This window comes from Streptomyces sp. NPDC041970, assembly GCF_055588985.1.
In genome coordinates this window covers 40,482-54,764 of sequence record NZ_JBVJCD010000005.1, presented here as the reverse complement: position 1 = coordinate 54,764, position 14,283 = coordinate 40,482, and the positions used below count along the sequence as shown (strand labels likewise).

The 14,283-nt window shown below is 71.9% G+C and carries 8 protein-coding genes; 1 reads left to right on the top strand and 7 read right to left on the bottom strand.

Features of this window, described 5'->3' with window-relative positions; translation table 11 throughout:
• Positions 1-342: 342 nt before the first annotated feature.
• The 5 genes from ppdK to ACZ6EJ_RS04615 all read right to left on the bottom strand — a co-directional run bounded on the left by ppdK (position 343) and on the right by ACZ6EJ_RS04615 (position 12,467).
• Positions 343-3,054 carry a pyruvate, phosphate dikinase gene (gene ppdK, locus ACZ6EJ_RS04635; RefSeq protein ID WP_469264592.1) on the bottom strand — a complete coding sequence of 904 codons (2,712 nt, stop codon included), beginning with the start codon at positions 3,052-3,054 and terminating at the stop codon, positions 343-345.
• A 780-nt stretch (positions 3,055-3,834) separates the two neighbouring features.
• On the bottom strand, positions 3,835-4,983 hold the full coding sequence (gene dusB, locus ACZ6EJ_RS04630; protein WP_469264590.1) for a tRNA dihydrouridine synthase DusB: 1,149 nt from the start codon (positions 4,981-4,983) through the stop codon (positions 3,835-3,837).
• A 213-nt stretch (positions 4,984-5,196) separates the two neighbouring features.
• A complete protein-coding gene (locus ACZ6EJ_RS04625; RefSeq protein ID WP_469264589.1) occupies positions 5,197-5,460 on the bottom strand; it encodes a hypothetical protein in 264 nt (87 codons plus the stop codon).
• Between the two features lie 127 nt (positions 5,461-5,587).
• On the bottom strand, positions 5,588-11,836 hold the full coding sequence (locus ACZ6EJ_RS04620; RefSeq protein ID WP_469264587.1) for an RHS repeat-associated core domain-containing protein: 6,249 nt from the start codon (positions 11,834-11,836) through the stop codon (positions 5,588-5,590).
• A gap of 409 nt (positions 11,837-12,245) precedes the next feature.
• Positions 12,246-12,467 (bottom strand): hypothetical protein, encoded by a 222-nt coding sequence (locus ACZ6EJ_RS04615; protein ID WP_469264585.1) that lies wholly within the window; start codon positions 12,465-12,467, stop codon positions 12,246-12,248.
• Positions 12,468-12,941: 474 nt separating this feature from the next.
• Between ACZ6EJ_RS04615 and ACZ6EJ_RS04610 the strand changes: the two genes are divergently transcribed.
• The gene (locus ACZ6EJ_RS04610) at positions 12,942-13,115 is read left to right on the top strand and encodes a CsbD family protein (RefSeq protein ID WP_469264583.1); all 174 of its coding nucleotides are present in this window, start codon (positions 12,942-12,944) and stop codon (positions 13,113-13,115) included.
• Between the two features lie 154 nt (positions 13,116-13,269).
• Here the strand turns inward: ACZ6EJ_RS04610 and ACZ6EJ_RS04605 are convergent, their stop codons facing one another.
• Positions 13,270-13,812: a DapH/DapD/GlmU-related protein gene (locus tag ACZ6EJ_RS04605; RefSeq protein ID WP_469264581.1), complete on the bottom strand. Its 543-nt coding sequence runs from the start codon at positions 13,810-13,812 to the stop codon at positions 13,270-13,272.
• Positions 13,813-13,934: 122 nt separating this feature from the next.
• Positions 13,935-14,144 carry a DUF397 domain-containing protein gene (locus ACZ6EJ_RS04600; RefSeq protein WP_469264579.1) on the bottom strand — a complete coding sequence of 70 codons (210 nt, stop codon included), beginning with the start codon at positions 14,142-14,144 and terminating at the stop codon, positions 13,935-13,937.
• Between the last annotated feature and the right edge of the window lie 139 nt (positions 14,145-14,283).

The following is a 14,283-nucleotide window of genomic DNA, read 5'->3' as shown; positions in this document are numbered from 1 at the left end:
TCCGTGGACCGCACCCAGGTTCCCCCGGCCGACACGCGCATTTCTTTGCGCATTAAACGAAGCAATGTGGGCTACGCCACATCCCAGCGGCATCCGCGCGGTATTCCGCTTCTCCGCCTTACGGCCGACGGTCGGGCGGCGGGCGCCGGGGCGGGGCGGCGGGCCCGAGGGTGAGGCGGCGGGTCCAGGGGTGCGGCGGCGGGCCCGAGGGTGAGGCGGCGGCGCCCCCGCACAGGGCGCCGCCGCCTCTCGGCGTTCCGGGGCCGCGGCCGGGCCGGCGAGCCGGGTGAGGGTCCGGGCTCGGTCTCCGGCGGCTGCCCCGGAAGGTGGTCGAGGACCGGGTCAGCGGCTGTCGCTGCCCCTGGGCCCGGCGGCCGCCCGGCCCGCCTCCAGCCGCGCCACCGGAATCCGGAACGGCGAGCAGGAGACGTAGTCCAGGCCCACCTCGTGGAAGAAGTGCACCGACTCCGGGTCGCCGCCGTGCTCCCCGCAGACCCCGAGCTTGAGGTCCGGGCGGGTGGCCCGGCCGGCCTCGACGGCGCTGCGGACCAGCGCGCCGACGCCGTCCTTGTCGATCGTCTCGAACGGCGAGACCCCGAAGATGCCCTTCTCCAGGTACGCGGTGAAGAACGAGGCCTCCACGTCGTCGCGGGAGAAGCCCCACACCGTCTGGGTCAGGTCGTTGGTGCCGAACGAGAAGAACTGCGCGGCCTCCGCGATCTGCCCCGCCGTCAGCGCGGCGCGCGGCAGCTCGATCATGGTGCCGATCGTGAGCTTGAGGTCGGTGCCGGTGGCCGCCTGGACCTCGGTGATGACCCGGTCGGCCTCCTCCCGGACGATCTCCAGCTCCTGGACCGTGCCGACGAGCGGGATCATGATCTCGGGGCGCGGGTCGCCCTTGGCGTTCTTGCGCTGGGCGGCCGCCTCCGCGATGGCCCGGACCTGCATCGCGAAGAGGCCGGGGATGACGAGCCCGAGGCGTACGCCGCGCAGCCCCAGCATCGGGTTCTGCTCGTGCAGCTTGTGGACCGCCTGGAGCAGGCGCAGGTCGTTCTCGTTGGCGTCCTGGCGGGACTCGGCGAGGGCGACGCGCACGGACAGCTCGGTGATGTCGGGCAGGAACTCGTGCAGCGGCGGGTCCAGCAGGCGCACCGTGACGGGCAGGCCGTCCATCGACTCGAACAGCTCGACGAAGTCGGCCTTCTGGAGCGGGAGCAGGGCCGCCAGCGCGGTCTCGCGCTCGTCGTCGGTGTCCGCGAGGATCAGCTTCTCGACCAGCTCGCGGCGCTCCCCGAGGAACATGTGCTCGGTGCGGCACAGGCCGATGCCCTGGGCGCCGAAGCGGCGGGCCCGCAGCGCGTCCTCGGCGTTGTCCGCGTTGGCCCGCACCCGCAGCCGCCGCACCCGGTCCGCGTACGCCATGATCCGGTGCACGGCGGCGACCAGCTCGTCGGCGTCGTCCGCCCCGGCGTGCATCCGGCCCTCGAAGTACTCGACGACCGGCGACGGCACGACGGGCACCTCGCCCAGGTAGACCTTGCCGGTCGAGCCGTCGATGGAGACGACGTCGCCCTCCTCGACCACCCGGCCGCCGACGGTCATCCGGCGGCGCTTGGTGTCGACCTCCAGCTCCTCCGCCCCGCAGACGCAGGTCTTGCCCATGCCGCGCGCGACGACCGCCGCGTGCGAGGTCTTGCCGCCGCGCGAGGTCAGGATGCCCTCGGCGGCGATCATGCCGTCCAGGTCGTCGGGGTTGGTCTCGCGGCGGATGAGGATGACCTTCTCGCCGGACCGGGACCACTTGATGGCGGTGTACGAGTCGAAGACGGCCTTGCCGACCGCCGCGCCGGGCGAGGCGGCGATGCCCCGGCCGAGCAGTTCGGTGGCGGCCTCGTCGTCGAAGCGGGGGAACATCAACTGGGCGAGCTGCGCGCCGTTGACCCGCTGGAGGGCTTCGGCCTCGTCGATCAGGCCCTGGTCGACGAGCTGGGTGGCGATGCGGAAGGCGGCGCCGGCGGTGCGCTTGCCGACGCGGGTCTGGAGCATCCAGAGGTGGCCGCGCTCGATGGTGAACTCGATGTCGCAGAGGTCCTTGTAGTGCGTCTCCAGCGTCTCCATGATCCGCATCAACTGGTCGTACGACGCCTTGTCGATCGACTCCAGCTCGGCGAGCGGCACGGTGTTGCGGATGCCGGCGACGACGTCCTCGCCCTGGGCGTTCTGGAGGTAGTCGCCGTAGACGCCCTGGTGGCCGCTGGCCGGGTCGCGGGTGAAGGCGACGCCCGTGCCGGAGTCGGGGCCGAGGTTGCCGAAGACCATCGAGCAGACGTTGACGGCGGTGCCCAGGTCGCCGGGGATGCGCTCCTGGCGGCGGTAGAGCTTGGCCCGCTCGGTGTTCCACGAGTCGAAGACCGCGTTTATGGCCAGGTCCATCTGCTCGCGGGGGTCCTCCGGGAACGGGCGCCCGGCCTGCGTCTCGACGATCTTCTTGAACCGCTTGACGAGCTTCTTGAGGTCGGCCGCTGCCAGGTCGGTGTCGACGCTGACGCCCTTGGCCTCCTTGGCCGCCTCCAGCGCCTCCTCGAAGAGGTCGCCGTCGACGCCGAGGACGGTCTTGCCGAACATCTGGATGAGGCGGCGGTAGGAGTCCCAGGCGAAGCGCTCGTCGCCGGACTGGGTGGCGAGGCCGACCACCGAGGCGTCGGAGAGGCCGATGTTGAGGACCGTGTCCATCATGCCGGGCATGGAGAACTTGGCGCCGGAGCGTACGGACACCAGCAGCGGGTCGTCGGCCTGGCCGAGCCGCTTGCCCATCCGCTCCTCCAGCGCCGCGAGGTGCGCGCTCACCTCGTCGCGCAGCGCGGTGGGCGCCTCGCCGCTCTCCAGGTAGACCTTGCAGGCCTCGGTGGTGATGGTGAAGCCCGGAGGGACGGGCAGGCCGAGGTTGGTCATCTCGGCGAGGTTGGCGCCCTTGCCGCCCAGAAGGTCCTTCAGGTCCTTGTTGCCCTCGGTGAAGTCGTAGACGAACTTCTGCTGATCTTTGTTTTCCGACACGGGTCTCGACTCCTCGAGGACGCGGTGGCTGCCCTGACGGCGAGGAACATACCCAGATCGAAGGTGTATGGGTACGTCCACTTGGTCGTCATGCGGCCGCAACCACCCGTCCGCCAGCAGATCGAAAGGTCCCCGCCGCCGGACCGGGTCAGCCGCCGCCTTCACCTCATGAACGCACCATGGCCTGATCTTGACCTTGCACGCTCATAAGAGCGCCCCTGTCGGCACCTGAGTACACTTCCCGAAAACGGCCACCTGGCACTGAGTGCCAGGTCTTCCAGAAGTGCAGCCACCTCCGATTCGCTCATCTGAGCGCATTGCCTATCAAGGGTGGCGTGAATCACGCCGGTTTCGGACCCGGAATTTCAGGATGCGGACGCCGGCGGATGGTGCGGCCGGCCGCCGCCCGGCTTGTCCGACCGCTCGGGCGCACCCGCTCCCAGCAGGCCGCGAGCACGCGACCGGCCCCAGCGGGGGGGGGGGGGGGGGGGGGGGGGGGGGGGGGGTGGGGGGGGGGGGGGGGGGGGGGGGGGGGGGGGGGGGAGGGGGCCCCCCCCCCCCCCCCTCTCCCCCCCCCCCCCCCCCCCCCCCCCCCCCCACCCCCCCCCCCCCCCCCCCCCCCCCCCCCCCCCGCCCCCCCCCGGGGCCCGGGGGGCGATCCGGTGGGGTGGCGGGGGCGGGCGAGGGCGCACGCGAACGGTGCGTACGGGCGCTCAGGCGAGCGCGCGGGCGTATCGGGCTCCGGGGCCGGACGCGGGCCCGTACGCGGACGGGGCGCGCTCAGCCGCCGGAGGTGTCCAGCTCCGCGTCGGCGCCGACGCCCGCGCAGTCGTACGGGTCCTTCAGCCAGCCGTCCGGCAGCACGACCCGGTTGTTGCCCGAGGTGCGCCCGCGCGGCCCGTCCGCGCCCTCGGGCCAGGGCTGGTCGAGGTCCAGCTCGTGCAACTGCCCGGCCAGCTCCTCCAGCGAGGAGGTGACCGCCAGCTTCTTGCGCATCTCGGAGCCGACCGCGAAGCCCTTCAGGTACCAGGCGACGTGCTTGCGGAAGTCGATCACCCCGCGCGCCTCGTCCCCGATCCACTCCCCCAGCAGCGTCGCGTGGCGCACCATGACGTCCGCGACCTCGCGCAGGGCGGGCGCGTGGCGGGCCGCACGGCCCTCCATGGCGCTCACCAGGTCGGCGAAGAGCCAGGGCCGGCCCAGGCAGCCGCGTCCCACGACGACCCCGTCGCACCCGGTCTCGCGCATCATCCGCAGCGCGTCGTCGGCGCACCAGATGTCGCCGTTGCCGAGGACGGGGATCTCCGGGACGTGCTCCTTGAGGCGGGCGATGGCGTCCCAGTCGGCGGTGCCGCCGTAGTGCTGGGCGGTGGTGCGCCCGTGCAGGGCGACGGCGGTGACGCCCTCCTCGACGGCGATGCGGCCCGCGTCGAGGAAGGTGAGGTGGTCGTCGTCGATGCCCTTGCGCATCTTGATGGTGACCGGCAGGTCACCGGCGTTGGAGACCGCCTCGCGCAGGATGGCCCGCAGCAGGGGCCGCTTGTACGGCAGCGCGGAGCCGCCGCCCTTGCGGGTGACCTTGGGGACGGGGCAGCCGAAGTTCAGGTCGATGTGGTCGGCCAGGTCCTCGTCCACGATCATCCGGACCGCCTTGCCGACGGTGACCGGGTCCACTCCGTACAACTGGATCGAGCGCGGGGTCTCGGTCGCGTCGAAGTGGATGAGCTGCATGGTCTTCTCGTTGCGCTCGACCAGCGCTCGCGTGGTGATCATCTCGCTGACGAAGAGCCCCTTGCCCCCGGAGAACTCCCGGCACAGCGTCCGGAACGGGGCGTTGGTGATGCCGGCCATCGGGGCCAGCACCACGGGCGGCCGCACGGTGTGCGGGCCGATGCGGAGCTGCGGGAGGGCGGGGGCGAACGTGGTCATGGCCCCATTGTCGCGTACGCCGGACGGGTGGCCGCCGACGGAGCGGCGGGCCGGCCCGCCGCTCCGTCGGCGGCGCGGCCCGATCATCCCGGAGCGGCCGTGTCCGCACGCGCCCGCGCGACGGCCCTCCGGCTGCCGTGCGGCCACATGAACGAGCCCGGTTCCGTACGGCGTACGGAACCGGGCTCGTGGCGTCGATCGGACCGGACTCGGTCAGTCCGGCGCCGGGCCGTTGGTCTCGGCGATCTCCTCCCGGAGGGCCTTCTGCTTCTTCTTGGAAAGGGAGTCGCCGTCCACGCTGTGCATCGCCCAGGGAACGGGGCACGGCCCCTCGTGCGAGGGGTCCGGGCACAGCACTTCCACCAGCCGGTCCATCAGCTCCTCCTGCTGGGCGGCTGTCGCCAGCAAGGCGATGTTGACCTGCCACAGCCTTGGTTCCGCTGTCGTACCGGCGGCTTCCGCGTCGGCGTCACTCATGATGTGGTCCTCGTTCCGAACTGGGCTGACGAGCAGGGGGCCAGTGTGCCGCGCTCCGCGGACCCGGCCCCGTCCGGGGTGGCTCCCCGGACGGGGCCGGAACACCGGCCCGCGCCATGGCCGGGGATCAGGGGCTGCAGCCGCAGAAGCTGCCGTAGGTACCCCTCCACACCTCGTTGCGGAACAGGATTCCCCAGGAGTTGTGGTTGGCGCGCCTCATCCAGTTCGGCGGGTTGTGCCGGTGCATGGTGCGGGGGTTGTAGTTGCCGTCCCACCACTGCCTGACCCGGTTCTTGGTGCAGTCGTACGCCCGGCAATGACGGGCGTAGCAGCCGCGGGGCGCCTGCTGGGTGGCGTCCCGCTTCGCGTCCTTCACCGCGCCGTCCTTGGTCTTCCCGGAGCCGGCGCCCCAGAGGTGGCCGGTGCAGTGCGAACCCTTGCCCTCGATGTTGCACTTGGCCTTGCACTTCCATTTACGACCGTCCAGGTCGTTCTGGTTGACCGGGTCGCCGGGATAGCCGTAGCGGTTGGCTCCGCCGCCGTGGATCGGGTCGACGGACAGGAAGCGGCCGGTGGTGGAGTTGTAGAGCCGTACGCCCATGAGGGTGTGCCCGGTGACGGTCTCGGCGGAGCGCTGCTTGACGCCCAGCCAGCCGTACCGGGTGGCGGCCTGCCCTGCCCTGGGCGTGCCGTACTCGTCCGTGTCCAGCGCCACGGGGGCCTGGGCAGCGTCCAGGGGAAGCTGGAGGGCGATGTCCCCGTGGATCGTGGACAGATGGAGAACCGTGGAGCCGGTGGCGCTGGTCGTCGCGGCGAGACCGCCGGCGAGCGAGGTCAGGTTGCGGGTCACCGCGCCGGTCGCGGTGTCCTCGACGACCCACCGCGGGTTGTCGGAGTCGCAGTCGTAGTGGTTGGTCTTCGTGCCGACGTTCGCCCAGGCGCCCGAGGTGTTGGCCTCGACGGTCCAGGAGCGCAGCCGCAGGGCGGCGTCCATGGTCCAGGTCTGCCGCCTGGCGCCCGCCGTCTCCTGGCGGGCCATGTCGTTGGCGTAGTAGCCGACGGTCACCCCGCCCGGCAACGCCGTGGTGCGGCCGAAGGCGTCGTACGTGTAGCCGGCGGCGTTGAGCCGGTCGGCCGAGTCGTAGGTCGTGGTCTTCGCGGTTCCACCGCCGGTCGGGCAGTCCTCCCCCGGTGCCGCTGTGGCCGTCGTGACCGAGGTGCGATTGGTGCGGCCGTCGAAGCCGTAGGCCCGGCGGGTGCAGACCGTGTCGGAGGTGTCCTGGACGGTGGTCAGACGCCCGGCGGCGTCATAGCGGTAGGTCTGGTCGGACCAGCCCGCGTGGCTGGTGGTCTGGTTGTGGACGGACGCGGTCGTGCTGTCGGAGTAGACGACCGCCGAGTCGCTGTCCCTGGTGTACGTCCGGTCGATCGGCGTTCCGATGGAGTCGTTGCGGACGGTCATGGTGTAGCCGCCCGGCAGCTTCTCGGTGAGGAGGCTGCCTTCGGGGTCGTACGTCGCGCTGAACACCCCGGCGACGGAGTCGGTGAGCCCGGTCGCCAGGCCGCGGGGCTCCGCGGTGTGGTCGTAGGCGAAGGTGAGAACGGACGGGACGGTGTCGCTGACCTTGGCGGGGCGGTTGAGGAGGTCGTACTCCGTCGTGGTCCTGCCTCCGTCCGCGTCGGTGTAGGAGAGCAGGCGGCCGAGGGTGTCGTACGCCTTGGTGATCGTCCCGGCTGTCGGGGAACCCGCTGTGAGGACCCGGCCCGTCACGCTGTCGTAGCCGGTCGTGGTGGTGGGGACGGCGGCCCCCAGGCCCCCGGTCACCTCGACCGTGGTGGCGCGGCCCGCACCGTCGTACGTGGTGGTGGTGGCGCGGGTGACTCCGTTGGCGGTGTTGCTGATCGTCGTGGTGTTGCCCCAGGAGTCGTACTCGTAGGTGCTGGTGGCGAGCTGGTCGGGGTTGCCGCCGCCGCCGGTGATCGATCCGCCGGGACCGGTGGAGCACAGCAGGTCGGCCCACTCGGGACGCCCCTCGCAGGCGGCGGTGCCGGTGGCGGACCAGTACTTCGTCACGCGGGTGGCCGCGTCGGTCCCGGTGGCTCCGGGTGACAGTTCCTTGGTCACCTGGCCCTTCGCGTCGTACTCGTAGACGGTGGTGATGGCCAGGCCGCCCGGGTCCTGGATCTTCTTGACCGGCAGGCCCCGCGTCCAGTCGTAGACGGTCTGGTCGGCCCTGGTCTCGCCGTGGACTCCGGGGTGCTCACGGAGCTGGGCCCCGACGGTCACCTTGGTGATCTGGTCCTTGACGCCAGCGGTGCCGTTGGTGGGACGGCCCGCGTCGTACTCGTTGACCGTCCAGCCGCGAGCGGTCACGGACGTGCCCGAGGGGACCAGTGTGGTGGCGCCGGACTTCAGGTCCGCGGTGAGGTCGACCCTGCGCAGGGGGGTCAGTTCCTCCAGTTCCCGTGTGCCGTCGGCGTCGTACACAGAGCTGGTCGACAGGAGCTCGGCGCGCTCGGCGGAGGTGAGCTGGGCGATGCCGAGCTCTGCCTGGACGGCCCGGTCAGCGGCCGTGATCCCCAGGGCGACGGCACGGTTGACCGGTGTCAGGTCCCGGACGTTGTTGCCGAACCTGTCGGACTCCGAGGCCGAGATGTGGCCGCCGGGCGCCGCGGCGTTCACCGTGCGCCCCGAGACGCCGAGGTAGCTGATGTTGGCGCGGGCGTAGGAGGCGGCGGTGAGAGCGGTGCCGGTGTTGGACGACGGCACCACGTCCGCGGGGAAGACGGCGGTGGCATCGGTGGGGGCGTCGGTCTGGCCCCATGCCTTCACGTCCGCCGCGCCCATCGCGTACGGAGCGCTCGTCCCGGTCAGCGGGACGTCGTAGACGAGGGTCGTGGCCGCGATGCCCTCAAGGGTGTTGGTCGTGCCCTGCTTGAGCGCCGGGTGCGACGCCTTGAGCAACATGCCCTCCCCCGCGGTCGACCCGGTGCCGACCTTGCCGTACGCGAAGGTCCATGGCTGGTCCGTCGTGGACTGGTACGTGGTGACGCGGCCCGCGCTGTCGTAGGCGTACTGGGTCTGCGTGGACTGGGCCAGGCGCGGGTTCCACTCCTGGCGCAGGCGTCCGGCGTCGTCGTACCGGTAGGTGGCCACCGCGCGGGCGGTCGACGAGGTGGCGGACTTCCCGGAGGCGTACAACTGCACCTCCTTGACCTGGCCCCGGAAGTCGCCGAAGGCGGTGGCGGTCGCCGTGGTGGCGGTCGCGTAGACGAACTCCAGCACCCGGCAGCCCTGGGTCGTGGGCGTGGCGAGGCAGACGGCGTTGGTGTTCGCCGAGCTGGGGGCCACGACCCGCTTGGGGCGGGCCAGGGTCTTGCCGCCCGACAGCACGGTCTCGGTCGACATGGTCGTCGTGGAGACGTCCAGCCCTTCGAGCCGCGTCGAGACCACCTGCCAGGTGGCGACGGCCGGATCGGGCTTGGCGAACTCGGTCACCACGGCATCGGAGTCGGACAGCGTGAAGGAGCCGCCGATGCCGCCCGTCAGGGTCAGGTCCTGCGAGCCCGGCTCCGGAACCCACCCGGTCCTACCGGCGTTGGCGGTGAAGTGGATCTCGGTGTCGTCGGCCTTGACCACGACCACGGCGGTGTCCGAGATCCGGCGGATGTGCGCGTAGTCGGACTCGGTCAGCTCGGCGGTCGTGCCGGAGACCCACTGGGGGCCGAAGATCGCGGCCTGGCCCTGCTGCTCCGCCCCGGCCTGCGGGGTGCGGGAGGACGCGGTCCGGGTCACCGAGAGCCCGTAGTACGAGACGTCGGAGGCGGACAGGGTGTAGTCGCCGGTGAGGAGGTTCACCGAGCCGGGCCCGACGCTCTCGGCCGCTGCCTCGTCGGCGTCGCGGTCGACGACCACCGTGAGCGGGTCGCTGCTGCCGGACGCGGCGCTCGCGCCCGTGAAGTCGGCCTTGATCTGCACCGTGCCGTCGGGGTCGACCGTGGTGGCGGCAGTCCAGACCAGCGGGGCGTTCCTGCCGTTCGTCAGCGGGACGGGCCAGGCGGTGAGGGGCACACCGCCTGCGGTGACGTGCGCCACCGGGATCGCGGTCCAGGGGTCCGCCTCGGAGCGTCGCCAGGAGAACGCCACGGCGTTGTACGTGGCCGCGTCCGCCTCGGCGACGAGCGGCAGGCGCCGTGCGGTGCGCTCGCTGTCGGTGGGCTGGAGGAAGCCGCCGGGGCCGGCGTTGAAGGCGTACTCGATGGCCTCGGACTTGTTGTCCGCCTTGTCCACGCTGCGGACGGACAGGGTGTGGACGCCGTCACGCGGCGGGGTGACGGAGATGGCCCTGGCCGCCGTCGAGCCGGCGGTGGCGACCTTGGTCCAGGTCACATCGTCCAGTGACCACTCCAGCCACTGGTGGTCGGCGGCGGGCGGGGTGACCGTGAAGACGCCGGGTTGGCCCGCTCCCTTGACCCACGAGCCGGACGGGTAGTCCGTCGAGACGATCCGCGTCGGGGCGGACGGAGCCGAGGTGTCGACGGTGAAGGTCCTCCGCGCCGACCAGCCCAGGTTGTAGTGGGCGCCGTCGTAGGGCGAGGTGCGGAAGGTGTACGTCTTGCCGTTGGTCAGCACACCGGCCGGGACCTTCACGGAGGCGGTCTGCCCCGAGGGGACGTACGGCGAGACCAGGACCGCGCCGACCTGGGTGTCGCTGGTGCCGTCGAAGATCTGGAAGGTGCCGTTCACCTTGTCGCCGTTGGGGTCGACGAAGGTGTCGCGCAGGGTCGGGGTCGCGGTGTTGACGGTGTACGCGCCGGTGTAGGAGAAGTACGGCGGCCCGGCCTCCTGCTTGGTGCCGGTGCGCGGCCGGTAGTTGTAGTTCACCACCAGCTTGGGCGGGTTGGCGGCGGCGTTGGCGGAGTTGACCCGCTTCCACTGCTGGATGACCGTCTCGCTGGTGGCGCGCAGGCCCAGGTGTCCGCGTGCGGTCTTGGCCGAGGCCCATTCCTGGGCCAGCGTGGTCACGTCGGCGTTGATCCACCCGTCAGGGGCGGTGGCACAGCCGGCGTTGCCGCGCGTCTCGGTCGAGGTGGCCCTCTTCGCCGTCATGGCGGGCCGGTTCGTCCAGCGGCTGGCGGTGGTCGCCGCGGGGGACGACCAGACCTCCCACGGATAGGCCTTGCAGTCCGCGTTGCCGGAGTGGAAGTTCCACAGCGACAGTTGGGCGTTGGAGACCAGCGCGTCGGAGATGGGCGCGGTGTTCCAGGAGACGAAGGACTGCGCTGTGCGCGGGGTGCCGTCGGCGTTGGTGGTTCCGGGGTTGCCGAAGTCGAGTTCGACGTCGGCGGACCAGTCGACCGTCTCGCCCTGCTGGACGTAGGTGTCGAAGACGTTGCCCAGCGAGGAGGTCGACGGGTCGACCGTGACCGGGTACTTCGTGGCGGGGTCGGCCAGGAACTCGGCGTCCGGGGTGATGACCAGATCGACCAGGGAGCCCCTGGTCACGGCCTTCATGGCGACCGGCACCCGCCGGGTGTGCTCGCCGGATGCCTTGTCGACGGTGGCGTCCCACATCACCGGGGCCGGCATCACGGCCCGCTTCGTGTTCTTCGCGTCGGTGAAGAGGACGCTGCCGTCCTTCTGCTGTTGGGCCCGCAGCCCCTTGGCCCGCAGCGGCAGCGTGTAGGTGTAGCCGCCGACGGGGCGCTGCTTGATCTCGACGAACTGCTCGAAGCCGGTACGGGTCGCCTCGACCACCACGTCCGCGCCGGGCACGGCGTTGACGTACTCCGCACGGGTGCCCTGGAGCTTCGGGGCGGGCAGTCCGCCCTTCCACTGGAGCGTGATCTGCTGGTCACCCTCGCCCAGCGTGACCAGGTCCGTGCCCGTGCCCGCCTGGGCGGCCTTGAGCGAGGCCGCCGGGGTGCCGGTCCGGCCGGCCAGCCGCAGCCCGCGCGGGTGCGCCTTCGGCTCGACGGTTCCGTCCGGGCCGGCCACGAGGCCCAGATCGACGTTCCGCCAGGCCCGCGTGGTCGTGTCCCGGAAGCGGACCGGTCCCGCGGTCAGCTCGGAGGTGAGCGAGCCGTCCTTGTTCACCCACGTCGTCGACGTCTCCGAGCGTTCCGAGAGCGCCTCCACGCGCTTGCCCGACAGCCGAGCCGCGATCCGCGCGGACGGGATGTCGGCGGCCTCGGTCGCCACTGTCTCGTCCGGGGCGACCAGGGGCTGCACGCCGCGGTCGGCGGCCACCGCTCTCTCGCCGACCGTGAGGAGGCTGACGGAGACGGCCAGGGAGAGACTTCCCGACACCAGGATGAGAGCGCTTCGCGCCCATGGATATCTTCGTCTGCCCGGTATGGGTATGGTGTCCGACATTTACGCCCCGCCTCTTCGTGGAAATGGTGATGACAGCGTGAAGTTATCGGGGAGTAAAAGATCACAAAGAGGCGAAAGCGCGAGGGATCGGCCACACGTGGCAGCCGCGCCTCAGTGACAAAAGTCATTGCTGATAGGGGAGTTGCATGGTTTGGTTCGCTGCGACCCCGGCCCGCAAGGGCTGTTCGGGCGCGTAGGCGGCGCAGGCCCTCCGGGGCCGCGCTGCGGAGGCGCCGCGTGCGGCGGCGCGCACGGGGCGGGCGCGCCGCAGACGCCCGGGGGAGTCAGGGACGCGGCGCTCACGGCGGCCGCACCGCGAAGAGAGACGAAAGGCCGCCGGCCCGGCGGCCGGGTGGCCGCCGGGCCGGTTCCAACCTCCGGGCGCTCCGACGCCCGGAGGTGGGGCCGGTCAGACCCAGATGGACAGGCGGGCGGTGGTGGGGGTGGCGTCGCAGAAGTAGTTGACCGCCTGCCCGCGGGCCACGTAGCCCTGGCCGGCCGCGTCACAGGCGGCGGCGCTCGGGTACATGCCGACGTAGACGTATCCGGCGGCCTGGGCGGACGGGGCGAGCAGCAGGGCGGCTGCGGCCAGCAGTCCGGTCATGCTCAGGGTCGAAAGCACTTGGCGCATGGGGGAGTTACTGCCTTCCTGTTCCGGTGGCAAGGGCTCCGGTCGTGATGATCCGGTGCGTGGTGAGCAGCTTCCTCCACACTCCGACCGGAGAGCAATGGTCCAGACCAAAGAAATTCAGCCAGGGGCCGCCTGATGCGCCTGGGCGGGTGGGCGGGTGGGCCTGTGGCTGATGCGCGCGGAACCCTCATCCGAGGGCAGCCGCCCGCTGTCCTCGGACGACCCACGGCGCTTCCCGGCCTGACCACGCCGGAACCAGGGCCCGGCACAGCGCACGAGCCCCCGCCCGACCGGCCCGGCACAGCGCACGGTCCCCCGCCCGCCCCCCACCGGCCCGGCAGCGTTTCGGCCAGGGCATCGGGCGGGTCAGAGCCGGCAGGTGTCCGGTCGGCCCGGCCCCGCAGGTTTGAGCGCGGAGATCGCGGTCAGGCGGAGGGTGTCCCGCAACGTCGAGAACAACGAGGTGTGAGTGACATGGCTGCCGATGAGAAGACCCAGGCCAAGACCGACCAGGTCAAGGGCAAGGTGAAGGAAGCCGCCGGCCGCGCCGTCGGCAACGAGCGACTCACCGCCGAGGGCCGGGCCGACCAGACCAAGGGCGACGCCCGCCAGGCCAAGGAAAAGATCAAGGACACGCTCACCGACTGAGGTCACCCAGTCCACCGCACCGGGCCCCGCGGAGTTCATCCTCGCGGGGCCCTGCTGTGTGCCGAAGCGCGCGCTGCCGGGTTCCTCCATGGCTCGTTCCCCGCCGCCCGCGCGACGGTCGGCGCCGCGCGCGGGCCGTCGAGGGTCACGGCCGTCACCACTGGCGGCGCACCCCCGCCTTCGCACCGGTCACCAGGGTGGCCGGGGGGACGTCCTCGGCCACGACGGCGCCGGCGGCGACCACGGCGTCCCTGCCGATGGTGACGCCCGGCAGGATCGTCGCACCGGCCCCGATCCACACGTTCTCCGCCACGTGGATGGGCGCACCGGTGAGGTAGTGGCGCCGTTCCTCCGGGTCGACCGGGTGGCCGCTCGTGATGAACGTGACCTTCGGCCCGACCATCACGCGCTCGCTCAGCCGGATGCCCGCGTAGTCCAGGAACGTGCAGTTCTGGTTGATGAACACCCGCTCGGCGAGGTCGAGGCGCAGGCCGTGGTCGGTGAAGAAGGGCGGGTAGATCGTGACGCGGGGCGGCAGCGGCTTGCCGAGGATCTGCGCGAACAGCGCCGCTTTGCCCTCCTCGTCGTCGAAGGGCAGGACGTTGAGCCGCGACGTCAGCTCGGTGACGCGCAGGACTCGGTCGGCCATGGCGCGGAACTCCGCGCTCTGGATGGGCATCAGACGGTCGCTGGACATGCCCGCCACCCTGCCACTCCCCCGGCTCCCGGCGCGGCCCCCTCCCGCGGCAGCCGCGCCCGAACAGCGGGAAGGCCCACCACGCCGTGCCGCGCGCGGCGGGGCGACGCCGACCGGCCCGGTCAGACGGCGCCGAACCGCCCGCCCCGCACCCCCGCGACGAAAGCCGCGAACGCACCGGCGGGAACCTCGACCACCGGACCGCCCACCACCTTCGAGTCACGGACCGGGACGACACCGTGCGAGGCGGCCAGATTCGCGGCCACCTCGACGCAGTTGCCGCCGTTGTCGCTGTACGAGGACGTGAACCAGCGGGGGGATGCGGTCATCACGGAGCCCTTTCGTTGCTGGATTCCCCACCGTGCCGCGCGCGGTGGGGCGACGCCGACCGGCCCGGTCAGACGGCGCCGAACCGCCCGCCCCGCACCCCCGCGACGAAAGCCGCGAACGCACCGGCGGGAACCTCGACCA

What these genes read in the sequence shown, in the direction of transcription:
- dusB (WP_469264590.1), bottom strand. Translation starts at nt 4,983, where the DNA reads ATGACCACGTTCGCCCCCGCCCTCCCGCAGCTCCGCATCGGCCCGCAC.
- ACZ6EJ_RS04625 (WP_469264589.1), bottom strand. Translation starts at nt 5,460, where the DNA reads ATGAGTGACGCCGACGCGGAAGCCGCCGGTACGACAGCGGAACCAAGG.
- ACZ6EJ_RS04620 (WP_469264587.1), bottom strand. Translation starts at nt 11,836, where the DNA reads ATGTCGGACACCATACCCATACCGGGCAGACGAAGATATCCATGGGCG.
- ACZ6EJ_RS04615 (WP_469264585.1), bottom strand. Translation starts at nt 12,467, where the DNA reads ATGCGCCAAGTGCTTTCGACCCTGAGCATGACCGGACTGCTGGCCGCA.
- ACZ6EJ_RS04610 (WP_469264583.1), top strand. Translation starts at nt 12,942, where the DNA reads ATGGCTGCCGATGAGAAGACCCAGGCCAAGACCGACCAGGTCAAGGGC.
- ACZ6EJ_RS04605 (WP_469264581.1), bottom strand. Translation starts at nt 13,812, where the DNA reads ATGTCCAGCGACCGTCTGATGCCCATCCAGAGCGCGGAGTTCCGCGCC.